Below are 26,035 nucleotides of genomic sequence, written 5' to 3' on the forward strand. Positions count from 1 at the left end.
TCGCTGACCAAATTTACAGCCCCTTTCCCAAATAGGGCCAGAAGGTGATGACACCGGTGGCTACTGCTGCGCAAGCCGCTATCAACACACTGCCGGCCGCAAGATCTTTTGCACATTTGACTGCCAATGAGTACTGTGGGGACACCACATCGCAGAGCGACTCAACGGCTGTGTTCATGGCCTCTGCCATCCACACCATAGTCATCGCGCCAATCAGCCAGCGCCAATCACTGGCGTTCATTCGACACCACACGGCCAACCCGGTCACGAGCACCGTGGCGATCAGATGCAGCCAAGCGTTGTGCTGTGTTTTAAGCATCAAAGCCAAGCCTTCGAAGGCATAGCCAAAGCTCTTGAAGCGTGCGGTCAGAGTGAATCGCTGCGACGCGCCGGCGTGAGGGACTTCTTTCATGTTTCATCCTTCTTATTCACCAGCCGCCACGCCTGGGCAGCACATGTTCGTCGAACCGTGCACACCCGCATAACCTGCAAGCCATACAAGCAGCCCCATACCGCGGCCATCAAGATGCAACAAGCCATCACAGCGCGCCGGCCGGTTCTAGCGTCAAACAGGTGCGTCCAGCCAGCGGAACCTGCAAGCGCACCTGACCCATGTCGTCCGCCAGCACCTGCGTCAGGCTTGCACCTGTCACCCGATAGGCTGCTAACGGACGCAAGCCCGACACACCCAGGCTCTGAACGCCATCGCCGGCTCCGCCGTAAAGCACCGCTTGCAAAGATCCGCTTGCATCATCGGAGTGCGCTGCTGCAACCAGCACGTCGGGATAGGACAGGTTTTCCAACCGAGGACCTTTTGATGGAAGTGGGTTGCTGATCAAGTCTCGAAAACTGTTGCGCCCTCCGGAGAGCGCCATCAACTCGACACCATGCGCCCATACCGAGGCCTTACTCCTGTGGGCAACCCCATGCTCGAGAATGGTCGGACACGAGTGCTCCAAGGCATCCATGCAGTTTTGGTACACACACGCATCACCCAACTCTGCCGCCGCCAAGGCCGCCGCTGCGTAGGCACTGCCTCTTGAGAAACCATAGTTTCCTGTGTCGATGGGCCAAAACGCATTGCGTCGAAGTCGCCCATGACTATCGAACAGCTGACGTCTCAGCAACAGCCATTGGCGACGTGCCAAATCAGGTGCCAGCGCGTTCAAAAAGTAGCAGGGCATCGCCAGCGGCATGGCGCCACCCATGGCGGGCAAGGCCAATCCCGTATACGTGGAGCGGCATGGCACGTACCGGCCCTTACCATCCAGAAACTCCGCGTCCAGATGCCGGCGAAACTGGGGTGCGTGACGGGCCCATTTCGCCTGGCCGTATTGCGCATCGTGGGCACACAGTGCCGTGGCGCCCATGGTGTTGCACAAGGGATAGACCCAATTGGGTTCGCAGGCCATCAAATAAAAAGGTGCACGTTCGTATTCTTTCTCCAAGTTTGCCAGCAAGGACTCAAAGCTGTGTTCGTAGCGTCGCCCGTTCGGGTGCGCCAAGGTAAAGGCAGCTGTTTTCGAAAATTCCTGACTTTCTGTGCTCGCCTGGAACAGGGCCATCTGCAGCGCCGCGAAGCCCGTGAACATGATGTTTTCACGGGCGGTCGGGTCGGGATTCCAACGCAGGTTTCCCCACAGATTTTCCAGCGACCAGTAAGCCCATGTGCGGTGCTGCGTCTGCTTGTGAAGTAGCTTGCTTTGCGCGTCGCTCATGTATCCGCCCAACGCGGGTGTGAAGCGTGCCTGCGTCACGGCAATGCCATAAGCCAGAAAGTTGACTTGATACCGCAGCGCCGCCGTCTGAAATTGATCGCGTTGCTCGAACCCGGAAAATTCATCGACAGGCTGCAGCGCGCGGTCGAGTGCGAATCTCACCCGTTGCAGATGCTCCAAGGACATCTCTGGTTTTTGGCTTGGTGAGTGGGCTGTGAAGATCGTGTCCAAGCGAGCCGTTTGCCGGACCAAATACTCGTTATCGATGCGCCTTTGTCGGCCTGCAAACACGAACCAGGCCAGCATTGACAGGCAGAGAGCCGCAGCAAGCAGCGCGAGCATGCGGTACACGTTATAGACCACTCCTGGCTGAATGGCGCCATGGCCCATGCTTGCGGCCCACAGGGCCGAGCCGAGCCACACCAACGGGGGCAGCAACACATTGCCCGTGCCAAACCAGATCAACAGCGCCAATGCCAAGGCACTCACCGAACACAGCCAAGCAGCGATATGAGCTATGCCGCTGCCTGTGCAGATATCAGCATGCGCCAGAAATCCGCCACCCGGCACCATCAAACCCAGACCGAAAATCTGCAGAGCGTCCTGATGCGCGACAAGCAGCAAAGCCGAGCCGACCGTCACCAGCAGCAGATACAGCTTTAGAAGTCGGAAGATCTTTCCATTCGTTACCGGACCGAAAAGCCGTGTGTAGGGTGGAAGTGGAGCGACGCTATTGATTGAATTCACAGACCGATCTTTCCCCGAAAGGAAAACACCTAACTGATGCGCTCGACTTTCGGTGGGTGCAGTCTGATGTGCGTCTGTGAGGTCTTGATGAACTACGTGAAGTTGAGGTGAAGTCGCCTGCTAGCCATGGGTTCGCGCAGGCTGACTTTTGCGCTGATGTGCGCCGAACTGCTGGCCGCGCAGCTGCACGGAGAACCCCTGCCCATGGAGGCGCGTCTGGCAAATGCCCTCTCGCCGGGGCGTTTCAGGCGACTTGACCAGCGATTGTGAACAAAACAGGCTTGCGCCCTTTGTTCGCGGGCGCAAGCAGCTATATATTTTGTAGCAAATTTTTGAGTTGCCCGGGGTGCAGGGGTTTTTTCAGGTACACCTGCGCACCCGAGAAGCGTGCCCGCAAGCCTTGCTGCCAGTTGGGTGCCGAGCCGGTCACAAACATATGGGCAATGGCCGGCCGGGTGTTGTCCACCGCCTTGACGAGTTGCCAGGGGTCCATGTCGGACAGGCCGAGGTCCACCGTCACGAGGTGGTAGGCATGGGTGTTCAGGAGCACCAGCGCCTCGATGCCGGTGGCCGCTTCGTCCACCTCGTGCAGACCGGCCGCGGCAAGCTTGGCACGCAGATACAAGCGGTCATCGCGCCCGCGATCAACCAGCAGCACACGGCGTCCTGGCGCCGGCAATTCGCCAGGCTCCAACGGCAGGGGCTGGGTGTCGTCACCGGTTTCGTCGAGCAGCACGTCGAGATCGTGCTCATGGGAGATATCCAGATCAATCGGTGCGGACGCGGAGGCAGCCGGCGCGAACTCCTTGTCCATCGCGTCCAGTACGGCCGACCATTTGACCGGTGCCGGAAAAACGCGCCAGGCTTCAAGCGGGGCATCTTCGCCAACCCAGATCAGCTTGACGGCGTCATGAGAGGGGTTGGCAAGCTCCAGCACGGCCTCCCAGCTCTCGCCGTCAATGATGAGGACGTCCGGTGCATGAACAGCCTCGGCGGTCTGTGCTGTCCAGGCCGTATAAACGACATCGCGGGACTCTGACAGGCGGAGCATGGACTCCAGCGCATGGCGCTCAGCGTCGCTGAACCCGTAATACTTGACGAATATCCGCTTCACTGGTCCGCCTGTGTTTGTCATTGCCGTGGATGATACGGGGCTTGTGTCCAATTGTTGCAACAGCGTTGTCCGGATGACACGAAATTCGACCTCCGAAAGCCCGGAGAGCCGCATAAACACTGGTGAATAAGCTTATTCGCATAAGCGCAGAACGAATCTGTCGTTTGTTTTTATAAGCAGTACACCTAAAGTGTGCGGCTTATGCATGATTTTGCTTTTGTCTTTGCCGGCTTCGCCGTCGGCCTCGTGGTGGGTTTGACCGGCGTGGGCGGGGGTTCGCTCATGACCCCCCTGCTGATCTTCTTTTTCGGCATCAAGCCGCACCTGGCCATTGGTACCGACTTGCTGTTTGCCGCTTTCACCAAGCTCGGCGGCACGGTCAGTCTGGCCCGCACGCGCATGGTGGACTGGAAAATTGTGGGGCAAACGGCTGCGGGCAGCATTCCGGCTTCACTGCTCACGCTGTATATATTGCACATTGTCGGCCCCGCCAGCCCCGCCGCCCATGCCGCGATGACCACGACACTGGGCGTGGCGCTGCTGCTCACAGCCACGGCCATGCTCTACAAGGCCGTGTATGGCAAGGCCGCACCGCGCGACATCGCCCGTGCCGACCTGCACGCCGCCACACAGGCGCGCCACTGGGCGCTGCCGTTGCTGTTCGGCGCGGTCATCGGCAGCCTGGTGACCCTGACCTCGGTGGGCGCCGGCGCCATCGGTGTCATTGTTCTGATGCTGCTTTACCCCGCCTTGCCGCTGCCGCGCATTGTGGCCGCGGACATTGCCCACGCCGTGCCGCTGACGCTGGTGGCGGGCCTGGGCCATGCATCCATCGGCTCTGTGGACTGGGTGCTGCTGGCCAAGCTGCTGGCCGGCTCGCTGCCGGGCATCTGGCTCGGTTCGCGGCTGGTCAACAGCACGCCCGACCGCTGGATACGCTCCCTCCTTTCCCTGCTGCTGGCTTATGCCGGCGCCAAATTAATCGCCATCTGAATCCACTTTTTGATCTCTGACAGCCATGTATCAATACACCGAATTTGACCGCCAGTTCGTCCAGGCACGCGCTGACCAGTACCGCGACCAGCTGACCCGCTGGCAGGCGGGCCAGCTGCCTGAAGACGAGTTTCGCCCCTTGCGTCTGCAAAACGGCTGGTATGTGCAGCGTTATGCGCCCATGCTGCGCGTGGCCGTGCCTTATGGCGAGCTCTCCAGCGCGCAGGTGCGTGTGCTGGCCAAAATTGCCCGCGAGTACGACCAGCCTAACGCCGCCCTGTTCAACGAAGCGCAGGCCAAGCAGGACCAGCTTGGCCCCGTCAACCTGAAAAACGGCCTGTCCGTCAGCTCAAAACTGACCGCCGGTTACGCCCACTTCACGACACGCCAGAACATCCAGTACAACTGGATTCCGCTCGACAAGTCGGCCGACGTGATGGACCTGCTGGCCAGCGTCAGCATGCACGGCATCCAGACTAGCGGCAACTGCATCCGCAACATCACCAGCGACGAGCGTGCCGGCATTGCGGTTGACGAAATCGCCGACCCACGGCCTTTTGGCGAGATCCTGCGCCAATGGAGCACGCTGCACCCCGAGTTCGCCTTTTTGCCGCGCAAGTTCAAGATCGCCATCAGCGGTGCCAAGGAAGACCGCGCCGCCACGGCGTGGCACGACGTCGGCCTGCATCTGGTGCGCAATGCGGAAGGCGAGCTGGGTTTCAAGGTGCTGGTCGGCGGCGGCATGGGCCGCACACCCATCATCGGCACCGTGATCCGCGAGTTCCTGCCCTGGCACCAGATCATGAACTTCATCGAAGCCATCGTGCGCGTGTACAACCGTTATGGCCGCCGCGACAACATGTACAAGGCGCGCATCAAGATCCTGGTGAAAGCCGAAGGCCAGAAGTACATCGATGACGTGGAAGCCGAATACAAGCAGATCATGGAGCATGACGGCGGCCCGCACACCATCACGCAGGCCGAGCTGGACCGTGTCGCGGCTTCTTTCGTGCCGCCCACGCTCAAGTGCGACCGCAAGAGCGCCGATGCGAAGATTGCCAACATCCTGCGCGCTGCCGCGGAAGACGACATCGAGTTCGGCCGCTGGCTCAAGCAGAACGTCGCGCCGCACCAGAACCCCGACCTGCGCGCCGTGACGCTGTCCTTCAAACGCCTGGGCCAGGCGCCCGGTGACGCGACCGCTGACCAGCTCGATGTAGCGGCCGACCTGGCTGACCGCTTCAGCGCTGGCGAAGTGCGCGTCACGCACGACCAGAACCTGCTGCTGCCCTGGGTGCGCTGCGACGAGTTGCCCGAGCTGTGGCGCGCCGCGCGCAAGGCCGGTTTTGCCAAGCCCAATATCCGCCTGCTGACCGACATGATTGCATGCCCCGGCGGCGACTTCTGCTCGCTGGCCAATGCCCGCTCCATTCCGATCGCCGAGGCCATCACCGAGCGCTACCAGGACATGGACGAGTTGCATGACCTGGGCGAGATCGACCTGCACATCAGCGGCTGCATCAACTCCTGCGGCCACCACCACAGTGGCCACATCGGCATCCTGGGTGTGGACAAGGACGGCCTGGAGTGGTACCAGGTGTCGCTGGGCGGCTCGGACGGCTCTGCGCTGAGTGGCAACCCTGTGCCCGGCAAGGTGGTTGGCCCTTCGTTTTCCGCAGCTGAAGTGCCCGAAGTGATTGAGGCCGTGCTGGACACTTACCGCCGCGAGCGTGAAGCTGGCGAGACCTTTATTTCAACGTTACGCCGCGTCGGCATGGATCCTTTCAAGGAAGCCGCCAAGGGCGCACGTTTTGCCGCCGCTGTGGCCGCCTGAGGAGAACTGCATGAAACTTTTGCCATTTACCGACCACGCCGTTGTTGAAAACACCTCCGTTCTGGTGCTCGCCAACGACGCCGACCCACTGCAAGCCTCGCTGGAAGGCGTGACGCGCATCGACCTGCACTTTCCGAAATTCACCGATGGCCGCGCTTTCAGCCAGGCCTTCCTGCTGCGCCGCCGGCGCGAATTCAAAGGTGAAATCCGTGCCACCGGCGATGTGCTGGTGGACCAGTTGGCCCAGATGGAGCGCAGCGGCTTTGACGTCGCCGTACTCCGCGCCGACCAGGACATGGCGACTGCCGAACGCGTGCTGGCGTCCTACCCCGGTTACGGCGTCGGCAAATACCAGGGCGACGCCGTCGACGTACAACCCCACTTCAAGGAAGCAAAGGAAGGGGCTACGGCCTGAACACCATGAGCCTCGACCTCGCAAAAATCAACGCAGAACTCGGCCGCAATGCGCAGGGCCTGGTGGACTGGGCCATCGGACTCGACCGGCCAGCCATCGTCACCACCAATTTCCGCCCCTTCGAGGCGGTGATACTGCACATGGTGACGCGCGCCAACCCGAAGGTTCCGGTGATCTGGATGGACAACGGCTACAACACCGAGGCCACCTACCGCTTCGCCGACGAAGTGACCAAGTTGCTCAAGCTGGACCTGCACATTTATCTGCCGCGCCGCTCACGTGCGCACCGCGAGGCCGTGGAAGGCCCGACTCCGGCGCTGGACGATCCACGCCACGCGGCCTTCACTGATGAAGTCAAACTCGAGCCCTTTGCTCGCGCCCTGCGTGAAACCGCACCCCAGGTCTGGTTCACCGCCCTGCGCGCCACCGACACCGCCGTGCGTGCCCAGATGGACCCGGTCAGCGTCAATCCGGACGGGCTGATCAAGGTCGCGCCGCTGCTGCACTGGTCGTCCAAGGACCTTTACCAGTACTGTGAAATCAACGGCCTGCCCAACAACTTCGACTATGTGGACCCCACCAAGGGCGAAGACAACCGCGAATGCGGTCTGCACCTCGCACACTGACTCCACACACAGACTTATGAACGCCCGCACACCATCCAAACTGCTGCCAGCCGACCCGGCGATCTCCATCGCGCGGCTGTCCAATGCCCACCTCGATGCGCTCGAGGAGGAAACCATTTTTATCCTGCGCGAAGTGGCAGCCGCCTTCGAGCGCCCGACCCTGCTGTTTTCGGGCGGTAAGGACTCGCTGGTCATGCTCAAGTGCGCCGAGAAAGCCTTTGGTGTGGGCCGCATCCCCTACCCGCTGCTGATGATCGACACCGGCCACAACTTCCACGAAGTCACCGATTTCCGCGATCTGCGCGCGAAAGAACTGGGCGCCGAACTGATCGTGCGCAACGTGGAAGACTCGATGAAACGCGGCACCGTGCGACTGGCGCACCCCGGCGAGTCGCGCAATGTGCACCAGTCGGTCACGCTGCTCGAAGCGATTGACGAATTCCGCTTTGACGCGCTGATTGGTGGTGCACGCCGCGACGAAGAAAAAGCCCGTGCCAAGGAGCGCATCTTCTCGCACCGCGACAGCTTCGGCCAGTGGCAACCCAAGGCCCAGCGCCCGGAACTGTGGACGCTGTTCAACACCCGGTTGCAGCCCGGCGAGCATTTCCGCGTATTCCCGATTTCCAACTGGACCGAGCTTGACGTCTGGCAGTACATCGAGCGTGAGCAGATCGCCCTGCCTTCGCTTTATTACGCGCACCAGCGCAAGGTGGTCGAACGCAAGGGCCTGCTGGTGCCGGTGACCGAACTCACACCCGCGCGCGACGGCGAACAGGTGGTTGAAAAAACCGTCCGTTTCCGTACGGTGGGCGACATCACCTGCACCTGCCCGGTGGACAGCCCGGCCGCTACCGCCGCCGAGATCGTGATCGAAACCCTGGCCGCCGATGTGAGCGAACGCGGCGCCACGCGCATGGACGACAAGACCTCCGATGCTTCAATGGAAAAGCGTAAAAAAGATGGGTATTTCTGATGAGCACTACTGATTTGATAGCTGGAAGCACACAACCGACGGGGGCTACTGGCCAAAACGACCTCAGATCTGCACTGAAGTTCATCACCTGCGGTTCGGTCGACGACGGCAAAAGCACGCTGATCGGCCGCCTGCTGGTGGACAGCAAGGCCGTGCTGCAGGACCACCTGGCCGGCGTGCAGCGCCAGGGCGAAACCGACCTGGCCTTGCTGACCGACGGCCTGAGCGCCGAACGCGAACAGGGCATCACCATTGATGTGGCCTACCGCTACTTCGCCACCGAAAGCCGCAAGTTCATCATCGGCGATGCACCCGGCCATGAGCAGTACACGCGCAACATGGTCACCGCGGCGTCGAGTGCCGACGCCGCCGTGGTGCTGGTCGATGCCACCAAGCTGGACTGGAAAAATCCGTCCATGGAGCTGCTGCAGCAAACCCGCCGCCACTCGCTGCTGGTCAACCTGCTGCGTGTACCGTCCATCGTGTTCGCGGTGAACAAGCTTGACGCCGTGGAGGACTCCACGCTGGCTTTCACAAATATCAGTGCGGCGTTGACGGCCTTTGCGCTCGCCGCAAAGATTCCGGTCAAGGCCATCGTGCCCATCTCTGCGTTGATTGGCCACAACGTGGTGGACGCCAAGCCAGGCTGGTGCGGCTACGACGGCCTGTCGCTGTTGCAACTGCTGGAACACCTGCCTGCCACGCCGGCCGAAAGTACCGAGGCCTTTGCCTTCCCGGTGCAATGGGTGGAGAAGTTTTCTTCCTCCTCGGACACCACGCAGGGTCGCCGGGTCTTCTGGGGCCGGGTCGCAACAGGCGGTGTGCAGCCTGGCCAGACCGTGACCGTGCTGCCGAGCGGGCAAAACGCCGTGGTGGCGCAGGTGCTGGACCACACGCGCCAGCCCCGCTCCATCCTGGCCGGCCACAGCGCCGGCATTGTGCTGGACCGCGAAGTGGACGTTTCGCGCGGCGACTGGCTGCTGGCGACCGATACCTTTGAACCCTCGCGCGAGCTGTCGGTCACCATCGCCTGGATGGATGACGAACCCCTGATCGCTGGCCGTGCCTACTGGGCGCTGCATGGCCATCGCTGGGTCAAGGCCAAGGTCAAGCGCATCGTCCACAAGCTCGATGTCAACACCCTGGCCGAAGAAGACGCCACTGAGCTACCGCCCAATGCGATTGGCCACGTCGAACTGAGCCTGCAGGAACCGCTGGCCACCCTGCCTTACGCACGTTCGCGTGTGCTGGGCTCGCTGGTGCTGGTGGACACAGCCTCGAACAAGACCTCTGGTGCCGCGCTAATCCTTTGATCAGGATCAGGCCCGCCCCAACGCCAACTTAACCCTGCTCACGGAATCCTCTTAAAATCGAGGGTTTCCACCGATCCCGCTAGAACAACATGACTCACATCGTTTCTGAATCGTGCATCCGCTGCAAATACACCGACTGTGTGGATGTCTGCCCCGTGGACTGCTTCCGCGAAGGCCCCAACATGCTGGTGATCGACCCCGACGAGTGCATCGATTGCGCGGTCTGCATCCCCGAATGCCCGGTCAACGCCATTTATGCCGAGGAAGATGTGCCCGCCGATCAGGTCAATTTCATCAAAATCAATGCCGAGCTGAGCAACGCCCCCGGCTGGAAAAGTATTACCAAGCGCAAGGAAGCCTTGCCTGATGCCGAAGAGTGGAAAGACGTCACCAGCAAACTGGACCAGCTCGTCCGTTAAGCCGCACCCGGCACCGTGACGCGCACCCACCCGGCCCGCTCAAAATTGCAAGAACCAGAAACTATGGAACCTCAACTGAACCAGGAAGTGATCAACACGGCGGCCGCACACGATGGCCCGATAGAGACCGATGCGGTCATCGTCGGCGCGGGCCCGGTCGGGCTGTTCCAGGTGTTTGAACTCGGCCTGCTGGAAATCAAGGCCCATGTGATTGACTCGCTGGCCTACCCCGGCGGCCAGTGCATCGAGCTTTACCCGGACAAGCCGATTTACGACATCCCCGCCGTGCCCATGTGCACCGGCAAGGAATTGACCGACTCGCTGCTCAAGCAAATCGAACCCTTCGGCGCGACCTTTCACTTCGGGCAGGAAGTCTGCATCGTTGAAAAGCAGGAAGATGGCCGCTTTTTCGTCCAGACCTCCAAAGGCACGCAGTTTCTGACCAAAACCATCTTCATCGCCGCGGGTGTGGGCGCTTTCCAGCCACGTCTGCTGAAGGTTGATGGTCTGGAAAAATTCGACAACACGCAACTCTTTTACCGCGTGAAGTCGCCGGCAGACTTTGCCGGAAAAAATCTGGTCGTTGTGGGTGGTGGCGACTCCGCCCTCGACTGGGCACTCAATTTCGTCAAGGAAGGCCCGAACAAGGCCGAAAGCGTGATCCTGATCCACCGCCGAGACGGCTTCAAGGCCGCACCGGCCAGCGTCGCGAAGATGAAAGAGCTCTGCGACAACTACGAGATGCAGTTCATCGTTGGCCAGATCACGGGCTACGAGGAAAAGGACGGCAAGCTCACGGGTGCCAAGGTTACCGGCTCGGACGGTGTCACCCGCGTGGTACCGCTTGACGTGCTGCTGGTCTTTTTTGGCCTGTCACCCAAACTCGGGCCGATTGCAGACTGGGGCCTGGACATCGAGCGCAAACAGCTTAAGGTGGACACCGAAAAGTTTTCGACCAACGTACCGGGCATTTTTGCCGTCGGCGATATCAACACTTACCCCGGTAAAAAGAAGCTGATCCTCAGTGGCTTTCATGAGTGCGCGCTCGCCGCTTTCGGTGCTGCGCCTTTCATTTTCCCGGACAAGAAAATCCATCTGCAATACACAACCACCAGCCCGAAACTGCACAAGGTATTGGGTGTGGAGTCGCCAGTCTTCGACTGACCCGCTGCGCTCCAACAGGAAACAAGGCCCGCTTCAGCGGGCTTTTTCCTTTGGGCGCCTGAGGCGAGCGGGCTACAATTCTGCTGCGGTCTTCAAGATCGCATTCGCTGGGGGTGTTGCCATGAAAGTGGCGACTGAGAAAGTCCCTTTGAACCTGACTGAGGTAATCCTCGCGCAGGGAAGCATGTACAGGGCGCAACGCAGTCTTTTCGACACTGCCGGCGCCCACGCAAGCCGACCTGCCATTGACACAAGGAAAAGTTGATGGCGTTCCCTACAAACACTTCAAACACCGCACTGACACCTTTGCCGCAGGGCGAGCGCCTGTTCGGCTGGCGTGACCATGCAGCGCTGTGGCTCAGCCTGGGCGTAGGCCTGCTGGTGATGCAAATCGGCGCCTACCTGGTGCCCGCACTCGGCGCGAAAGCGGCCATGGCGGTCATTGTTGCCGGTTCCGTCCTCGGCGCAGGGCTGCTGGCCTGGACCGCAAAAATCGGCTGCGACAGCGGCCTGTCGAGTGCTGGCCTGATGCACGCCACCTACGGCAGCAGTTTCGCGCGCCTGCCGGTATTGCTCAACATCGTGCAATTGATCGGCTGGACCACGTTCGAGCTCGTCGTCATGCGTGACGGCACTGTCGCCATCGCGCGTCAGTCCGGCGCATTCACCGCCTCTTTCTGGCCTGTTTTGGCCACTTTGCTATGGGGTGGCGTGCTGATTGCGTTGCTGACGGGTTCCATGGTCGCGCTGGTACGCAAATTCATTGGCAGGTTTGGCCTGCCGCTGGTGATTGCATCGTTGGTATGGTTGACTTGGCAGTTCCTTGGCCGCGCACAAGCCCAGGGCTGGGAAACGATATGGAATCGTCCCGGCGCAGGCGGCATGAGCACACTGTCGGCTCTGGATCTTGTGATTGCCATGCCGGTGTCGTGGCTGCCGCTGGTGGCTGATTTTTCGCGTCACGGCCGCGATGGCAAAAGTGCGCTGCGTGGCACCTGGCTCGGTTATGCGATTGCCAACACTTGGTGTTACGGCCTCGGAGTGCTGATCGCGCTGACCACGCCAAGTACCGACCTCGTTGCCGCCTTGCTGCTGGCCCAGGGCGGCCTGATTGCCCTCGGCCTGATACTGATCGACGAGGTGGACAACGCCTATGGTGACCTGTACTCGGGCTCGGTGGCCGGCCACAGCCTGAAACCCGGCTGGAGCCTGCGCCGCTGGGGGGTCGTTCTGGCGGTCCTGTGCACCGCCCTGGCACTGGTGCTTCCCATGCATAGCCTGGAGCCATTTCTGCTGATGCTCAGTTCAGTGTTTGTTCCCCTGTACGGCGTGATCCTGGCGCGCCTGGGCGGCGTGTCCGGCGTTTCATCCCTGCTGGGAAGAAAAAAGGTCGATGTGAGTGCGGTGGCAATCTGGCTTCTCGGCATCGCCACCTACCATCTGTGTGCAAAACTCGCGCCTGACTGGGGCGCTGCGCTGCCCACGCTGGCTTTGACTTTTATCGCAGCCCGTCTGACCCGTGCCCGCTAGACGCTAAAAGCGAGGCAACGCGTTCAGAGGCGATTTAACCGCATGGCCACCGGTGCGTGCCCGTGGTTCAGCGGCCCACTGCCCGCGCCGGTTTTCACTTTGGCCCCGGCCTCCAGCCCCGCACGAACGTAGGCACGAGCGGCTTCCACGGCTTCCAGCAATGGCTGTCCGAGTGCCAACCCGGCAGCAATGGCCGAGGATAAGGTGCAGCCTGTTCCATGGGTATTGGCGCTGTGAATGCGGGCAGCGCGCATCCAGTGGCGCTCACCTGCTGCGGTAAGCAGCAAGTCCATGACGGTGTCCCCCGGCAGATGGCCGCCTTTGAGCAGCACGGCGCGTGCACCTTTACTCAATAGCTCGTGTGCAGCAGCTTCCATGTCTTCGGCATTGCGCAAAGGTCTGCCCACCAGCAAAGCCGCTTCATCAAGATTGGGCGTGACAAGCATGGCCCGCGGAAACAGCTCGCGCACCAAAACTTCAATTGCCGGGTTGTCAATCAGGACCGCGCCGCTTGTAGCCACCATCACGGGATCAAACACAACATTCTTCAGTGCATGCCGATCAATGGCATCAGCCACAGTCAGCGCAATTTCGGGCGCATGCAGCATGCCTATCTTTACCGCATCAACACCGATATCTTCGACAACTGCGTCAATCTGGTCACGAAGCATGCCCGGTGGCACGCCATGAATGGCGCGCACGCCCTGGGTGTTCTGTGCAGTGAGCGCGGTGACCGCCGTCATGCCATAACAGCCCAGCGCTGCAAAAGTCTTGAGATCGGCCTGGATACCCGCCCCTCCGCTGCTGTCAGATCCGGCAATGGACAGGACGCGCGGGTACTGGAATTCGAAAATGTCGTTGCTCATGGAGAAAGAGATCCGGTGGTGGGCAAAGCGAAAGCAATGCAGGATTATCAGTGAAGCGGTTTACCACCCGGAACCCGAGGAAGCATCCAGAACGCAGCTCCGCGGACCAGCCCTTGAGACGAACGCCCAGAAAAATCAGGCTATAATCTTAGGCTGTATTCCTCAATAGCTCAGTTGGTAGAGCGCCGGACTGTTAATCCGTAGGTCCCTGGTTCGAGCCCAGGTTGAGGAGCCAAAATTCAAAGCCTGAACGTCATCAACGTTCAGGCTTTTTTCGTTGTTGAGGGTACTATTTGCAGACTGTGGCCACGCGTTGGTTGCAGCGCCTGCATCAAGCCCACCACAATACCTGCCATGCGCAAGTCACCTCACCCCCTGCCCTGGCTTGATGCAGACGAGCCTTTCCCCCCCGTGGAGGCCGCATGGGCCGCAGGCGACCCGGCCCCAGGGCTTTTGGCGGCAGGCCGGTCGCTGGGTGTTTCAACCCTGAGACAGGCCTACGCGATGGGCATCTTCCCCTGGTTCGGTGCCGGCCAGCCTATTTTGTGGTGGAGCCCTGACCCGCGCATGGTGCTGCGCACGGACCATTTCAGACTGCATCGTTCGCTTCGTAAAACATTGCTGCGCTTTGTTGCCGCGCCCGGCCATGAGATCCGGTTCGATACCGCATTCCCCCAGGTCATCCACGCCTGCGCTACCACTTTACGTGACGGGCAGCCGGGCACCTGGATCGTTCCGGACATGGTCAAGGCCTATACAGCGCTGCACTGCGCAGGTGATGCCCACAGCGTGGAGACCTGGATACACGGCGAGCTTGTGGGCGGGCTGTATTGCGTGAACCTGGGCGGTATGGTATTTGGTGAGTCCATGTTTGCGCGCCAGACCGATGCGTCAAAAATTGCACTGGCGGCACTGGTGGCTTTCTGCCGTGCCAAGGAAATGCCTATGGTCGACTGTCAGCAGAACACAGGGCACCTGGCCTCATTCGGCGCCACCGAGATGCCGCGCGCGGAATTTGTCTCGGCTGTAGCAACAAACATGACTCAAACTGCCCCCCGATGGGAATTTGACGCCCTATACTGGAATCAAATACTGAAGGCCAAGACGCAGAACGAACTTACCACGTGACGCACCTCAAAGACCTGCCCCTCCAGACGCTGCAGTTTTATGCCACGGCGCCTTACCCCTGCAGTTACTTGCCAGGCAGGCAGGCTCGCTCTCAAGTCGCCACGCCCAGCCACCTCATCCACAACGCGGCCTACTCGGAACTGGTGACCAACGGTTTTCGTCGCAGCGGCATGTTTACCTACAGGCCCTACTGCGATGGCTGCCATGCTTGTGTGCCACTGCGTTTGCCGGTAGCGAGCTTTCAGCCAGACCGCAGCCAGCGCCGCGCGCTGAAGCAACATAAAACCCTGCAAGTTCGGGTTCTCAAACTGTGCTTTCTGCCTGAGCATTACCAGTTGTACCTGCGCTACCAGAACGGACGCCATGCCGGGGGCGGCATGGACCATGACAGCATCGACCAGTACACGCAGTTTCTTTTGCAGAGCCGCGTCAATTCACGGCTGGTGGAGTTCCGCGAAACTCTGCCCAATGGCGAGGCCGGCGCGCTGAAAATGGTTTCAATTCTCGACGTGCTGGAAGATGGCGTGTCCGCGGTTTACACGTTTTATGAGCCCGACGCACGGGCGAGTTACGGCACTTTCAGCGTGCTGTGGCAAATCGAGCAGGCAAAGCAGATGGGGCTGCCCCATGTGTACCTGGGCTACTGGATCGCGGAGAGCCCGAAAATGAGCTACAAAGCCCGGTTTCTGCCAAACCAGATCCTTATAGACGGGCAGTGGGTGGAAGCCGACAAGGCGACGCAGGCCAACGCAACCTGAAAGAGTTTGGGAGGTTTCAGGGACGCATCCAAGCGTGGGCCAAGGCAATGCTGATTTCACCAGCTAAAATCCACAACATCACCCATGAGAAAGCTCGACCCCCTCACTCCCCCAGCCAAGCCTACGGTTCAGGTCATCGAACGCATGTTCACCCTGCTGGAGATTCTGGCAGGTCGCGAGGAAGCCGTTTCGCTGAAGGAAATCAGCGAAAAATCGGGGCTTCATCCGTCAACCGCGCACCGTATCCTGAATGATCTGGCCACCGGCCGTTTCGTAGACCGGCCAGTGGCGGGCAATTACCGTCTTGGCATGCGTCTGCTGGAGCTCGGTAACCTCGTGAAAGGGCGTCTGAGCGTTCGTGACGCTGCGCTGACGCCCATGCGCGAGCTGCACAAACTGATCCAGCAACCGGTCAATCTGAGCATGCGCCAGGGCGACGAAATCATCTACGTCGAACGCGCCTACAGTGAGCGCTCCGGCATGCAGGTGGTACGTGCCATCGGTGGGCGGGCGCCGCTGCATCTAACCTCGGTAGGCAAGCTGTTTCTGGCTTTTGACGATCCCCAGCGGCTGCGCAGCTACGCTACTCGCACAGGCTTGCCTGGTCAGACCAAGAACAGCATCACCCAGCTTGCAGTGCTCGAACGCGAGCTGGCGAAAGCACGCCAATACGGTATGGCACGGGACAACGAAGAACTGGAACTGGGTGTGCGCTGCATGGCTGCCGGTATTTACGACGACCAAAGCAAGCTGGTGGCAGGTTTGTCGATTTCGGCACCGGCCGACAGGCTGGACGAAAACTGGCTGCCGAAGCTGCAATCAACGGCGAGCGAAATTTCGGCAGCGCTCGGCTACAGGTCCGACAATTTCAAGTAAAAACGGGCTTCAGCCCTTATGCGACCTGCGCGAGTAGCTACTATTAATATAGCACCGGCAGGAGATGCGGGCTGGCTTTAGCCGCCACTGGTAGCCGGGGCGGCAGCACTTATTTTGGATGCACCGACCGGCTGCGACTCCACCCAACGACGAACCCGCTCGGCATCGCCGAGACGGCTCAATTTGCCGGCCGAATCAAGAAACACCATGATCAGCTTGCGCCCTGCAATTTTTGTCTGCATGACGAGACATTGGCCTGCTTCAGAGATGTAGCCGGTTTTCTGCAGGCCAATCTCCCACTCGGGGTTTTTGACCAACCGGTTGGTGTTGTTGTATTGCAGGGTCTGCCGGCCCACCGCGACCTGATAACCGGTGGAAGTGGACAACTCGCGCAGGACAGGATCACTGTGGGCTGCGTTAACCAGCGTCGCCAGATCCTGCGCGCTGGACTGGTTCTGACTGGACAGGCCAGTCGGTTCAACGTAGCGGGTGTCTTTCATACCCAGCATTTTGGCTTTGGCATTCATCAGGCTGACAAAAGTGGACATGCCGCCGGGGTAGGTACGACCCAAGGCATGGGCCGCACGGTTTTCGCTGGACATCAAAGCCAGATGAAGCAGTTCACCACGCGTCAGGCTGCTTCCCACGCGCAGGCGGGAGCGGCTGCCCTTTTCCGTGTCCACGTCGTCCTGGCTGATGGTAATACTCTCGTCCATAGGCAGACGAGCACCACTGATAATCACACCCGTCATCAGCTTGGTCAATGAAGCAATGGGAAGCACCGCATGATCGTTCTTGCTGAACAGCACTTCATTGGTATCCTGGTCAATCACCAACGCCACACTGGACTTGAGCTCCAGTGGGTCCTGAGCGCCGTGCAAGCCGGCAAGCTGCCCAAAAGAAGGTCGCGGCGGCGAAGACACCGTGACTATGGATTTGCGGGGAGCCTTCGTCACGAAACGAGCGCTTTTCCGGCCTGAGATGACCTGCTTGGAAACCGTCTTGCTTGCGTGTGATTTTTTAACAACCTGGCGCTTGGCCGGCGCTGCTTCAGCCGCGGGCGAAATCAATGCCACCGAAAAAGTAAGAATTCCAACGACCTGTAAGGTCTGTTTGAAAATCGAATTCAGCGTAATGGACATTGATTCGTCTCCGGGTTCGATTAGTACGAATGCCGGAGTGTATACAAATAGAAAAAGTCACGCAATATCAAAAGCTTGCGTAACTTTCCTAAACGCAACAATCAAATACCAGAGAATCCTGGCCTCACACGGCCAAAAAGTCATAAAAAGTTATTAAGCCATTGAATATAAAGGGTTTTTTGAAGTTCTTCGGCTTAACCTTGAGCGGCAACCCTGTCGGCTTTATTTTGTAACTTGCTCAGGGCACTCAAATAGGCTTTGGCCGAAGCAACCACGATATCCGGGTCGGCACCGACCCCGTTCACCACGCGGCCGCTGTTTTGAAGGCGAACTGTGACTTCTCCTTGGCTCTCCGTGGAGCCACTGATGGCATTCACCGAATAGAGCACCATCTCGGCCCCGCTTTTGACGAGAGTTTCAATAGCCTTGAGCGACGCGTCCACCGGACCATTGCCATCTGACTGACCACGGACTTCCTTGCCGTCCACCGTAAAAACAACAGTCGCCTGGGGACGTTCGCCGGTTTCACTATGCTGAGAGAGAGAAACAAAACCGTACTGTTCGTTCTCGTGCGCAAGACTTTCCTCACTTACAAGCGCCAGAATATCCTCATCAAAAATCTCGCTCTTGCCGTCAGCCAACTCCTTGAACCGGGCAAAAGCAGCGTTGGTGTCAGCCTCGCTTTCCATCTCGATGCCGAGGTCTTGCAGGCGCTGCTTGAAGGCATTGCGGCCGCTAAGCTTGCCCAGCACCATCTTGTTGGAGCTCCAGCCCACGTCTTCGGCGCGCATGATCTCGTAGGTCTCACGCGCCTTCAGCATCCCGTCCTGATGGATGCCCGAGGCATGCGCAAAAGCATTCGCACCCACAACGGCCTTGTTCGGCTGGACGACAAAGCCGGTGGTCTGACTCACCATGCGGCTCGCAGCAACGATGTGAATCGGATCAATGTTCATGTCGAGGTTGAAATAGTCGCGTCGTGTCTTCACGGCCATGACGATTTCCTCAAGCGAACAGTTGCCTGCACGCTCGCCGAGGCCGTTGATGGTGCACTCCACCTGCCGCGCGCCGCCAATCTTCACGCCAGCCAGTGAATTGGCCACCGCCATGCCGAGATCGTTATGGCAATGTACCGACCAGATCGCCTTGTCGCTGTTAGGCACGCGCTCGCGCAGGGTTTTGATGAAATTGCCATACAGCTCAGGCACCGCATAACCTACGGTATCCGGCACATTGATGGTGGTTGCACCCTCGGCAATCACTGCCTCAAGCACGCGACATAGAAAGTCCACATCGCTGCGGTAACCATCTTCCGGGCTGAATTCCACATCGGCCACGAGGTTGCGCGCAAAGCGCACCGAGAGCTTGGCTTGCTCCAGCACTTGCTCCGGGCTCATCCGCAGCTTCTTCTCCATGTGCAGAGCGCTGGTGGCAATGAACGTATGAATACGGGCACTGTTCGCGCCTTTGAGAGCCTCTGCCGCACGTGAAATATCACGGTCATTGGCACGGGAAAGCGAACAAATGGTTGAGTCCTTGATGGCATTGGCAATAGCCTGCACCGCCTCGAAGTCGCCGTTGGAACTGGCCGCAAAACCAGCCTCGATCACATCAACTTTCAGACGCTCGAGTTGACGGGCAATCCGCAGCTTTTCATCGCGTGTCATCGACGCGCCAGGCGATTGCTCGCCATCGCGCAAGGTGGTGTCAAAAATAATCAATTTGTCGGTCATGGCGGGCTCCTGCAGGGCTGCTTTGCTGTCTTTAAAGAAAATACTCAGTGCGCTATGTTAGCTGCCGCTGTGTCCTGTCCGGCCGTACTCCGCTGCAGGCCGGACACAATAGCCTTGAGAGACGCCGACACGATGTTGCTGTCCATGCCGATGCCAAAGAGTGTCTGCCCGTCGACTCGCAATTCCAGATAAGCCACAGCCCGCGCATTGGCTCCGGCCCCGATGGCGTGCTCGTGATAGTCAAGTACCCGGATAGCGCGGCCGGTAGAAGCCTCCAGCCCGGTAACAAAAGCATCAATCGGCCCCGTACCCACGCCCACAATCTGATGGCTGCTGCCGTCCACTTCCACGTTGGCCTTGATGGTGAAAGACTTGGCGTTTGCCTTTGTTGTTTCCTCGATGACCAGATGTTGTGGTGCAGCGGTGGATCGCAAACCGTATTCCTTTTCAAACAAGGCGAAGAGATCCTGCGCGGTCAGTTCCTTGCCGGTTGCATCCATGACGCCCTGCACGATCTGGCTAAATTCAATCTGCAGGCGCCTCGGGAGCTCGAGACCAAATTCATTTTCAAGCAGGTAGGCAATGCCGCCCTTGCCCGACTGGCTGTTAACCCGGATGATGGCCTCGTAGCTTCGCCCCAGGTCTTTCGGATCAATGGGCAGATAGGGCATGCTCCAGATATCGCCATCCTTGCGGTCGGCAAAGGCTTTCTTGATGGCGTCCTGGTGCGAGCCGGAAAACGATGTGTAAACGAGGTCCCCGGCGTAGGGATGGCGTGGGTGCACGGGCAGCTGATTGCAGTATTCGACGCTGCGACGGATCTCGTCAATTTCCGAGAAATCCAGATCAGGCGAAATGCCCTGGGTATAGAGATTGAGGGCGATATTGACCAGGTCAACATTGCCTGTGCGTTCGCCGTTTCCGAAAAGACACCCTTCAATCCGGTCGGCTCCGGCCATCAAAGCAAATTCACCCGCCGCAGTACCTGTGCCCCGATCATTGTGGGGATGAACGGAAAGAACAATAGCATCGCGCCGCGCCAGATGGCGGTGCATCCACTCCATCATGTCCGCGAAAATATTGGGCGTCGAATGCTCTACGGTGGAGGGCAGATTGATGATGCACTTGCGCTCCGCCGTGGGCTGCCAGACCTCGGTCACCGCATCAACCACTCGTTTGGAAAAATCAAGTTCCGTTCCGGACCACATTTCCGGCGAATACTGGAAAGTCCATTGCGTGTCCGGCTGCTCGGCAGCCAATTGCTTGAAAAGGCGCGCATTGGCAGTGGCGAGCTGGACAATTTCATCCTCGCTCATGCCAAGGACAACGCGACGCATCACTGGCGCGGTGGCGTTGTAAAGATGGACAATGGCTCTGGGAGCACCCTGAAGTGACTCAAAAGTCCGACGTATCAGTGGCTCACGTGCCTGCGTCAGAACCTGAATTGTGACGTCGTCGGGGATGAGCCTGTCATCAATGAGCCGCCGCACGAAGTCGAACTCCACCTGCGAGGCAGAGGGAAAACCCACTTCAATTTCCTTGAAACCGATCTTCACCAGGGTGTCGAACATCTTGAGCTTGCGCCCTATGTCCATGGGCTCGATCAGCGCCTGATTGCCATCACGCAGATCCACACTGCACCAGATCGGAGGCCGACTCAGCACGGCATCGGGCCAGCTCCGGTTAGTCAGGCGAACCGGTGGAAAAGACTTGTATTTACTCGAAGGGTTTTTCAACATGGTCATTTCGTCAATCCTGAAATTCAAACCCAGCAACCCAAAGAAAAACGGCCCGTTGCTGGTGCAAACGGGCCGTTGAATTGGGTGTACGCGTGCGCGCTACCGTCTCCGCCCGTTGGCAGATAGCAGTAGTGCTAGCGAAATTCGTTTCATGGCTGTCAATGTATCACAAAACATTCGTAAGCCTGCGGCGAAGGAATTGCCTCGGGAGAACCACCTATTTATGCAAGCCGCGCTCATCGGGCTCATCAGTCGAAGTCGATATCACGCTCGTCTGCAACCCTTTGGCTTTGCGCCAGCCATAAAGCACGTAGCCCGAAAAACCATAAATGACAAACAATCCGAACATGACAGTGGGTGGATCGATATTGATCACCGCAATACCCAGGGCAATCAGCACGATCACTGCGAACGGAACGCTGCGCTTTAGGCTCAGGTCCTTGAAACTATAAAAGGGCACGTTGGTGACCATGGTCAGGCCCGAATAAAGCGTCAAGCCAAACATGATCCAACGAACTTCTTCGCCCCGCACGCCGGCCTCTGTCATCAACCAGATAAAGCCGGCCACCAGCGCCCCTGCCGCGGGCGATGGCAATCCTTGAAAAAAGCGCTTGTCGACAACCGTCGTATTCACGTTGAACCGGGCCAGCCGGAGCGCAGCACACGCACAGTAGACAAACGCCGCAATCCAGCCCCAACGCCCAAGGCTGGTCAGAGCCCACACGTACGCAATCAAAGCCGGCGCAGCACCGAAAGAAACCATGTCGGACAGTGAATCCATCTGCTCGCCAAACGCACTTTGGGTGTTCGTCATTCGGGCCACGCGACCGTCCAGACTGTCCAGCACCATGGCACAGAACACACCGATTGCAGCCTGGTCAAACCGGCCATTCATCGCCATCACGATGGCATAAAAACCGCCAAACAGAGCCGCCAGGGTGAAGAGGTTGGGCAGGATGTAGATGCCCTTGCGGCGCTTGCGCGGCAGGGCTTCATCGATCTCGATATCGGGCTCATGGCCATCATGCATGGAAGGTCCTCCGGATTTCGGAAGATTTTGCACGTCCATGGTGTAACGCGGAAAGAGATTGATTCATGCTGAGAGGATACCAAACGGCTATTACAGGAAACAAAAAAGCCGCGCAAATGTCTTGCGCGGCCTGAAAGCTGGCTCAAACAGGGCTGAGGAGCCCTTTTCTCGGCATCAGTTCCGGGTCTGGTCAACCAACTTGTTCTTGGCAATCCAGGGCATCATGGCGCGGAGTTTTTCGCCCACAATTTCAATCTGGTGCTCGGCATTCAAACGTCGGCGGCTCAACAGCGTCGGTGCGCCAACGCGGTTTTCCAGCAGGAAGCTTTTGGCATATTCGCCGGTCTGGATGTCCTTCAAGCACTTGCGCATGGCTTCCTTCGTGGCCGAAGTCACGATGTTCGGACCCGTCACGTACTCGCCGTACTCAGCGTTGTTGGAGATTGAGTAGTTCATGTTGGCGATGCCGCCTTCATAAATCAGGTCAACGATCAGCTTGAGTTCGTGCAGACACTCAAAGTACGCCATTTCAGGAGCGTAGCCGGCTTCCACCAGAGTCTCGAAACCGGCTTTGATCAGTTCGACCGTGCCACCGCACAAAACGGCCTGCTCGCCGAACAGGTCGGTTTCGGTTTCTTCGCGGAAGTTGGTTTCAATGATGCCGGCCTTGCCACCGCCGTTGGCCATGGCGTAGCTCAGGGCCAAGTCGCGGGCTTTGCCGGTTTTGTCCTGGTGAACAGCCACGAGGTGAGGCACGCCACCACCCTGGGTGTAGGTATTGCGCACAGTGTGGCCCGGAGCCTTGGGAGCGACCATCCAGACGTCGAGGTCAGCACGCGGGATAACGGCGCCGTAATGCACATTGAAGCCGTGAGCGAACACCAGCGAAGCGCCCTGCTTGATGTTGGGCGCCACATCATTGGCGTAGACCGCGCCGATCTGCTCGTCCGGCAACAGGATCATCACAACATCGGCCGCCTTGACGGCGTCGGCCACTTCAGCGACCTTGAGACCGGCCTTTTCGACCTTGGGCCACGAAGCGCCGCCCTTGCGCAGGCCGACCACGACCTTGACACCGCTGTCGTTCAGATTTTGCGCATGGGCATGGCCCTGGCTGCCGTAACCGATGATGGCGACGGTTTTGCCCTTGATCAGGCTCAGGTCGCAGTCTTTGTCGTAATAAACTTTCATTTTTCTCTCCGAATATCGTTAACGGGTTCTGGCGAAAATGCCCTTCGACAGGCTCAGGGCGAACGGTTAAACGCTTGTCGCCACTCAAAATCCGTTCGCGTTGAGCCTGTCGAAACGCGCGCACGGACAGCTGAAAATTACACTCTGAGAATTCTCTCGCCGCGGCCTATGCCGCTGGAGCCGGTACGCACTGTTTCCAGAATCGCCGTGCGGTCTATCGCTTCCAGAAACGCGTCGTTTTTGGACTGGTCACCGGTGAGCTCAATCGTGTAGCTCTTCTCGGTCACATCGATGATTCGACCGCGAAATATATCAGCCATGCGCTTCATTTCCTCGCGTTCCTTGCCAACGGCACGGACCTTGACCATCATCAATTCGCGCTCGGTATAGGACCCCTCGGTGAGGTCCACCACTTTGACGACCTCAATGAGGCGATTCAGGTGTTTGGTGATCTGCTCGATCACGTCGTCGGACCCGGTGGTCTGTATGGTCATGCGCGACAGGCTGGCGTCCTCCGTGGGTGCCACAGTCAGGCTCTCGATGTTGTAGCCGCGCGCAGAGAACAGGCCGACCACGCGTGAAAGAGCACCGGGCTCGTTCTCCAGCAAAACTGCAATGATGTGTTTCATAAGAAGATTCCTCTTTTCGCTGCCCTCCCCCGTGCACGGTAATGCACGGGCTCGGCAAACAATAGATTCGTCAGGAGACGGATGATGAATGAATTCGTGTGGCTTAGAGGTCTTCAGACCCGAGCAACATTTCCGTGATGCCCTTGCCGGCCTTGACCATCGGAAACACGTTTTCCGTAGGATCGGTGCGGAAGTCCATGAACACGGTACGGTCCTTAAGCTTTCGAGCCTCGCGCAGGGCAGGTTCAACGTCCTGCGGTTTTTCGATCAACATGCCGACATGCCCATAGGCTTCGGCCAGCTTCACGAAATTGGGCAGTGCGTCCATGTAGCTGCTGCTGTAGCGGCCTTCGTAGTCAATTTCCTGCCACTGCCGAACCATGCCGAGATAACGGTTGTTTAGCGAAACGATCTTGATCGGTGTGTTGTATTGCAGGCAGGTGGAGAGCTCCTGGATGCACATCTGTACAGAGCCTTCACCGGTAACGCAATAAACCTCGCTGTCAGGCTTGGCCAGCTTGATGCCCATGGCATACGGAATGCCCACACCCATGGTCCCCAGGCCGCCAGAGTTGATCCAGCGACGAGGTTCATCAAAGCGGTAGTATTGAGCAGCCCACATCTGATGCTGGCCCACGTCGGACGTGATGTAGGTATCAGCGTCCTTGGTCATGTTCCACAGGGTCTCCACCACGTACTGCGGCTTGATCACGTCGCCCGCACCCATGCTGTACTTGAGACAATCGCGCTTGCGCCAGTCTTCAATGGTGTCCCACCAACCTCCCAGAGCATGGGCGTCGGGTTTGAGGCCGGACTCCTTGATCATGGCGATCAGCTCCGTCAACACGTCCTTGACGTCGCCAACGATGGGAATGTCGACCTTGACGCGCTTGGAGATGCTCGACGGGTCAATGTCAATGTGGATGATCTTGCGTTCGTTTTGCGCAAAATGCTTGGGATTGCCAATCACACGGTCATCAAAACGGGCGCCGACAGCCAGCAACACGTCGCAGTTCTGCATGGCGTTGTTGGCTTCAATCGTCCCGTGCATGCCCAACATGCCGAGAAATTTCTTGTCGCTGGCCGGATAGGCACCCAGGCCCATCAGCGTGTTGGTGCATGGATAACCCAGCATGTCCACCAAAGTGCGCAATTCTTGCGAAGCATTACTCAGCAAAACTCCGCCGCCGGTATAGATGTAAGGCCGCTTGGCCGACATCAGCAACTGAAGAGCCTTGCGAATCTGCCCACCATGGCCCTTGCGCACCGGGTTGTAGGAGCGCATTTCAACCGTCTGCGGATAACCGGTGTAGAGGGTCTTGTTGAAGGAGACGTCTTTGGGAATGTCCACCACCACCGGCCCAGGCCGACCGCTGCGGGCAATATGGAAGGCTTTTTTCAGGATGTCGGCCATATGCCGCACATCCTTGACAAGAAAATTGTGCTTGACGATGGGACGCGTGATGCCGACGGTATCGCACTCCTGAAAGGCGTCCAGGCCGATCGCCGCCACCGGCACCTGGCCGGTGATGATCACCATCGGAATACTGTCCATGTAGGCCGTAGCAATGCCGGTGATGGCGTTGGTCACACCTGGACCGGAGGTAACCAGCGCAACGCCAACTTCACCGGTGGCACGGGCGTACCCGTCAGCTGCGTGCACGGCGGCCTGCTCGTGGCGAACCAGCACATGCTGAATCGTTTCCTGCTTGTAAAAAGCGTCGTAGATGTGCAGAACGGCACCGCCCGGATAGCCCCACACGTGCTTGACGCCTTCGGCCTGCAGTGCTTTGATCAGGATCTCTGCGCCACGCAGCTCTTGAGAATTTGAATGGGCAGACGCTGCCGCTGATGCCGAAGCGATTTCGGCTTTTGTGATTTCCATGATGAACCTTTGTGAATTTCTCTAACGAAATACCTTGGGTGCCTCTTCACCCACTCTTGTGGAGCGGCGTCGAGACTTGAGGCCAAAACCATGGGCGAAAACATAATCCGCCGGGTCATGACCCGTTTGCTGTTTGAATTGCAACCCGCATTATGGCATCACAGGGCCCCGCCATTGGAAACAACCCAAAAAAACGCGGCTCAACCAACACT

The 26,035-nt window shown here is 58.9% G+C and carries 24 protein-coding genes, 1 tRNA gene and 1 riboswitch; of the genes, 14 read left to right on the plus strand and 11 right to left on the minus strand.

Going from position 1 to position 26,035, the window contains the following annotated elements:
- Positions 1 to 13: 13 nt before the first annotated feature.
- Positions 14 to 412, minus strand: a complete 399-nt coding sequence (locus B0B52_RS15070; protein ID WP_077594464.1) for a diacylglycerol kinase family protein — start codon at positions 410 to 412, stop codon at positions 14 to 16.
- A gap of 127 nt (positions 413 to 539) precedes the next feature.
- Entirely contained in the window at positions 540 to 2,465 is a 1,926-nt protein-coding gene (locus B0B52_RS15075) for a hypothetical protein (protein ID WP_139351957.1), read from the minus strand.
- Positions 2,466 to 2,591: 126 nt separating this feature from the next.
- On the opposite strand from B0B52_RS15075, the gene B0B52_RS22480 reads away from it, so the two are divergent.
- The gene (locus B0B52_RS22480) at positions 2,592 to 2,735 is read left to right on the plus strand and encodes a hypothetical protein (RefSeq protein ID WP_168173555.1); all 144 of its coding nucleotides are present in this window, start codon (positions 2,592 to 2,594) and stop codon (positions 2,733 to 2,735) included.
- A 40-nt stretch (positions 2,736 to 2,775) separates the two neighbouring features.
- On the opposite strand, the gene B0B52_RS15080 is transcribed toward B0B52_RS22480, so the two are convergent.
- A complete protein-coding gene (locus B0B52_RS15080) occupies positions 2,776 to 3,579 on the minus strand; it encodes a response regulator (protein ID WP_254425720.1) in 804 nt (267 codons plus the stop codon).
- 201 nt (positions 3,580 to 3,780) lie between these two features.
- Here B0B52_RS15080 and B0B52_RS15085 point away from each other — a divergent pair, with 201 nt between their 5' ends.
- The 9 genes from B0B52_RS15085 (at position 3,781) to B0B52_RS15125 (ending at position 12,846) form a co-directional block, all read left to right on the plus strand.
- On the plus strand, positions 3,781 to 4,572 hold the full coding sequence (locus tag B0B52_RS15085; protein WP_077594467.1) for a sulfite exporter TauE/SafE family protein: 792 nt from the start codon (positions 3,781 to 3,783) through the stop codon (positions 4,570 to 4,572).
- 25 nt (positions 4,573 to 4,597) lie between these two features.
- A complete protein-coding gene (locus B0B52_RS15090) occupies positions 4,598 to 6,406 on the plus strand; it encodes a nitrite/sulfite reductase (RefSeq protein ID WP_077594468.1) in 1,809 nt (602 codons plus the stop codon).
- Positions 6,407 to 6,416: 10 nt separating this feature from the next.
- Positions 6,417 to 6,821 (plus strand): DUF934 domain-containing protein, encoded by a 405-nt coding sequence (locus B0B52_RS15095; protein WP_077594469.1) that lies wholly within the window; start codon positions 6,417 to 6,419, stop codon positions 6,819 to 6,821.
- Positions 6,822 to 6,826: 5 nt separating this feature from the next.
- Positions 6,827 to 7,447 carry a phosphoadenosine phosphosulfate reductase family protein gene (locus B0B52_RS15100; RefSeq protein WP_077594470.1) on the plus strand — a complete coding sequence of 207 codons (621 nt, stop codon included), beginning with the start codon at positions 6,827 to 6,829 and terminating at the stop codon, positions 7,445 to 7,447.
- 16 nt (positions 7,448 to 7,463) lie between these two features.
- Positions 7,464 to 8,420 carry a sulfate adenylyltransferase subunit CysD gene (gene cysD, locus B0B52_RS15105; protein WP_077594471.1) on the plus strand — a complete coding sequence of 319 codons (957 nt, stop codon included), beginning with the start codon at positions 7,464 to 7,466 and terminating at the stop codon, positions 8,418 to 8,420.
- The gene (locus tag B0B52_RS15110) at positions 8,420 to 9,733 is read left to right on the plus strand and encodes a sulfate adenylyltransferase subunit 1 (protein ID WP_077594472.1); all 1,314 of its coding nucleotides are present in this window, start codon (positions 8,420 to 8,422) and stop codon (positions 9,731 to 9,733) included. The genes cysD and B0B52_RS15110 overlap by 1 nt, the downstream gene beginning before the upstream one ends.
- 89 nt (positions 9,734 to 9,822) lie before the next feature.
- Positions 9,823 to 10,152 carry a ferredoxin FdxA gene (gene fdxA, locus B0B52_RS15115; RefSeq protein WP_077594473.1) on the plus strand — a complete coding sequence of 110 codons (330 nt, stop codon included), beginning with the start codon at positions 9,823 to 9,825 and terminating at the stop codon, positions 10,150 to 10,152.
- 63 nt (positions 10,153 to 10,215) lie between these two features.
- Entirely contained in the window at positions 10,216 to 11,316 is a 1,101-nt protein-coding gene (locus tag B0B52_RS15120) for an NAD(P)/FAD-dependent oxidoreductase (RefSeq protein WP_077594474.1), read from the plus strand.
- A 99-nt stretch (positions 11,317 to 11,415) separates the two neighbouring features.
- A riboswitch (TPP riboswitch) is annotated at positions 11,416 to 11,514 on the plus strand.
- Positions 11,515 to 11,580: 66 nt separating this feature from the next.
- The gene (locus B0B52_RS15125; RefSeq protein ID WP_077594475.1) at positions 11,581 to 12,846 is read left to right on the plus strand and encodes a cytosine permease; all 1,266 of its coding nucleotides are present in this window, start codon (positions 11,581 to 11,583) and stop codon (positions 12,844 to 12,846) included.
- 23 nt (positions 12,847 to 12,869) lie between these two features.
- Here B0B52_RS15125 and thiD read toward each other — a convergent pair whose 3' ends face one another.
- Positions 12,870 to 13,712 carry a bifunctional hydroxymethylpyrimidine kinase/phosphomethylpyrimidine kinase gene (thiD, locus tag B0B52_RS15130; RefSeq protein ID WP_077594476.1) on the minus strand — a complete coding sequence of 281 codons (843 nt, stop codon included), beginning with the start codon at positions 13,710 to 13,712 and terminating at the stop codon, positions 12,870 to 12,872.
- A 159-nt stretch (positions 13,713 to 13,871) separates the two neighbouring features.
- Between thiD and B0B52_RS15135 the strand changes: the two genes are divergently transcribed.
- The 4 genes from B0B52_RS15135 (at position 13,872) to B0B52_RS15150 (ending at position 16,474) form a co-directional block, all read left to right on the plus strand.
- Positions 13,872 to 13,947: transfer RNA gene (locus B0B52_RS15135), tRNA-Asn, on the plus strand.
- Positions 13,948 to 14,066: 119 nt separating this feature from the next.
- Positions 14,067 to 14,840 (plus strand): leucyl/phenylalanyl-tRNA--protein transferase, encoded by a 774-nt coding sequence (gene aat, locus B0B52_RS15140; protein WP_077594477.1) that lies wholly within the window; start codon positions 14,067 to 14,069, stop codon positions 14,838 to 14,840.
- Positions 14,837 to 15,598, plus strand: coding sequence for an arginyltransferase (locus tag B0B52_RS15145; RefSeq protein WP_077594478.1), 762 nt, complete (start codon positions 14,837 to 14,839; stop codon positions 15,596 to 15,598). The genes aat and B0B52_RS15145 overlap by 4 nt, the downstream gene beginning before the upstream one ends.
- 84 nt (positions 15,599 to 15,682) lie before the next feature.
- Positions 15,683 to 16,474 carry an IclR family transcriptional regulator gene (locus B0B52_RS15150; protein ID WP_077594479.1) on the plus strand — a complete coding sequence of 264 codons (792 nt, stop codon included), beginning with the start codon at positions 15,683 to 15,685 and terminating at the stop codon, positions 16,472 to 16,474.
- 77 nt (positions 16,475 to 16,551) lie between these two features.
- On the opposite strand, the gene pbpG is transcribed toward B0B52_RS15150, so the two are convergent.
- The 7 genes from pbpG to B0B52_RS15185 form a co-directional block, all read right to left on the minus strand.
- Complete coding sequence (gene pbpG, locus B0B52_RS15155; RefSeq protein WP_077594480.1) at positions 16,552 to 17,616, minus strand: D-alanyl-D-alanine endopeptidase; 1,065 nt, start codon at positions 17,614 to 17,616, stop codon at positions 16,552 to 16,554.
- A gap of 194 nt (positions 17,617 to 17,810) precedes the next feature.
- Positions 17,811 to 19,349, minus strand: coding sequence for a 2-isopropylmalate synthase (locus tag B0B52_RS15160; protein ID WP_077594481.1), 1,539 nt, complete (start codon positions 19,347 to 19,349; stop codon positions 17,811 to 17,813).
- Positions 19,350 to 19,393: 44 nt separating this feature from the next.
- The gene (gene leuA, locus B0B52_RS15165; RefSeq protein ID WP_077594549.1) at positions 19,394 to 21,088 is read right to left on the minus strand and encodes a 2-isopropylmalate synthase; all 1,695 of its coding nucleotides are present in this window, start codon (positions 21,086 to 21,088) and stop codon (positions 19,394 to 19,396) included.
- 217 nt (positions 21,089 to 21,305) lie between these two features.
- Positions 21,306 to 22,118, minus strand: coding sequence for a CDP-diacylglycerol--serine O-phosphatidyltransferase (gene pssA, locus B0B52_RS15170; protein ID WP_077594482.1), 813 nt, complete (start codon positions 22,116 to 22,118; stop codon positions 21,306 to 21,308).
- A 174-nt stretch (positions 22,119 to 22,292) separates the two neighbouring features.
- Entirely contained in the window at positions 22,293 to 23,309 is a 1,017-nt protein-coding gene (gene ilvC / locus B0B52_RS15175) for a ketol-acid reductoisomerase (RefSeq protein ID WP_077594483.1), read from the minus strand.
- 137 nt (positions 23,310 to 23,446) lie between these two features.
- Positions 23,447 to 23,938, minus strand: a complete 492-nt coding sequence (gene ilvN / locus B0B52_RS15180) for an acetolactate synthase small subunit (RefSeq protein WP_077594484.1) — start codon at positions 23,936 to 23,938, stop codon at positions 23,447 to 23,449.
- Between the two features lie 103 nt (positions 23,939 to 24,041).
- Positions 24,042 to 25,823, minus strand: a complete 1,782-nt coding sequence (locus B0B52_RS15185; protein WP_077594485.1) for an acetolactate synthase 3 catalytic subunit — start codon at positions 25,821 to 25,823, stop codon at positions 24,042 to 24,044.
- Between the last annotated feature and the right edge of the window lie 212 nt (positions 25,824 to 26,035).

It is taken from the genome of Polaromonas sp. A23 (assembly GCF_002001015.1).
Taxonomy (GTDB): Bacteria; Pseudomonadota; Gammaproteobacteria; order Burkholderiales; family Burkholderiaceae_C; genus Polaromonas.

Bases quoted from the DNA above. Each gene is read 5' to 3' on its own strand.
- B0B52_RS15095 (WP_077594469.1), top strand. From the start codon at position 6,417: ATGAAACTTTTGCCATTTACCGACCACGCCGTTGTTGAAAACACCTCC.
- B0B52_RS15070 (WP_077594464.1), bottom strand. From the start codon at position 412: ATGAAAGAAGTCCCTCACGCCGGCGCGTCGCAGCGATTCACTCTGACC.
- pbpG (WP_077594480.1), bottom strand. From the start codon at position 17,616: ATGTCCATTACGCTGAATTCGATTTTCAAACAGACCTTACAGGTCGTT.
- B0B52_RS15160 (WP_077594481.1), bottom strand. From the start codon at position 19,349: ATGACCGACAAATTGATTATTTTTGACACCACCTTGCGCGATGGCGAG.
- B0B52_RS15150 (WP_077594479.1), top strand. From the start codon at position 15,683: ATGAGAAAGCTCGACCCCCTCACTCCCCCAGCCAAGCCTACGGTTCAG.
- cysD (WP_077594471.1), top strand. From the start codon at position 7,464: ATGAACGCCCGCACACCATCCAAACTGCTGCCAGCCGACCCGGCGATC.
- ilvC (WP_077594483.1), bottom strand. From the start codon at position 23,309: ATGAAAGTTTATTACGACAAAGACTGCGACCTGAGCCTGATCAAGGGC.
- B0B52_RS15110 (WP_077594472.1), top strand. From the start codon at position 8,420: ATGAGCACTACTGATTTGATAGCTGGAAGCACACAACCGACGGGGGCT.
- aat (WP_077594477.1), top strand. From the start codon at position 14,067: ATGCGCAAGTCACCTCACCCCCTGCCCTGGCTTGATGCAGACGAGCCT.
- B0B52_RS15090 (WP_077594468.1), top strand. From the start codon at position 4,598: ATGTATCAATACACCGAATTTGACCGCCAGTTCGTCCAGGCACGCGCT.
- leuA (WP_077594549.1), bottom strand. From the start codon at position 21,088: ATGTTGAAAAACCCTTCGAGTAAATACAAGTCTTTTCCACCGGTTCGC.
- fdxA (WP_077594473.1), top strand. From the start codon at position 9,823: ATGACTCACATCGTTTCTGAATCGTGCATCCGCTGCAAATACACCGAC.
- B0B52_RS15100 (WP_077594470.1), top strand. From the start codon at position 6,827: ATGAGCCTCGACCTCGCAAAAATCAACGCAGAACTCGGCCGCAATGCG.
- thiD (WP_077594476.1), bottom strand. From the start codon at position 13,712: ATGAGCAACGACATTTTCGAATTCCAGTACCCGCGCGTCCTGTCCATT.
- ilvN (WP_077594484.1), bottom strand. From the start codon at position 23,938: ATGAAACACATCATTGCAGTTTTGCTGGAGAACGAGCCCGGTGCTCTT.
- B0B52_RS15125 (WP_077594475.1), top strand. From the start codon at position 11,581: ATGGCGTTCCCTACAAACACTTCAAACACCGCACTGACACCTTTGCCG.
- B0B52_RS15085 (WP_077594467.1), top strand. From the start codon at position 3,781: ATGCATGATTTTGCTTTTGTCTTTGCCGGCTTCGCCGTCGGCCTCGTG.
- pssA (WP_077594482.1), bottom strand. From the start codon at position 22,118: ATGCATGATGGCCATGAGCCCGATATCGAGATCGATGAAGCCCTGCCG.
- B0B52_RS15185 (WP_077594485.1), bottom strand. From the start codon at position 25,823: ATGGAAATCACAAAAGCCGAAATCGCTTCGGCATCAGCGGCAGCGTCT.
- B0B52_RS22480 (WP_168173555.1), top strand. From the start codon at position 2,592: ATGGGTTCGCGCAGGCTGACTTTTGCGCTGATGTGCGCCGAACTGCTG.
- B0B52_RS15120 (WP_077594474.1), top strand. From the start codon at position 10,216: ATGGAACCTCAACTGAACCAGGAAGTGATCAACACGGCGGCCGCACAC.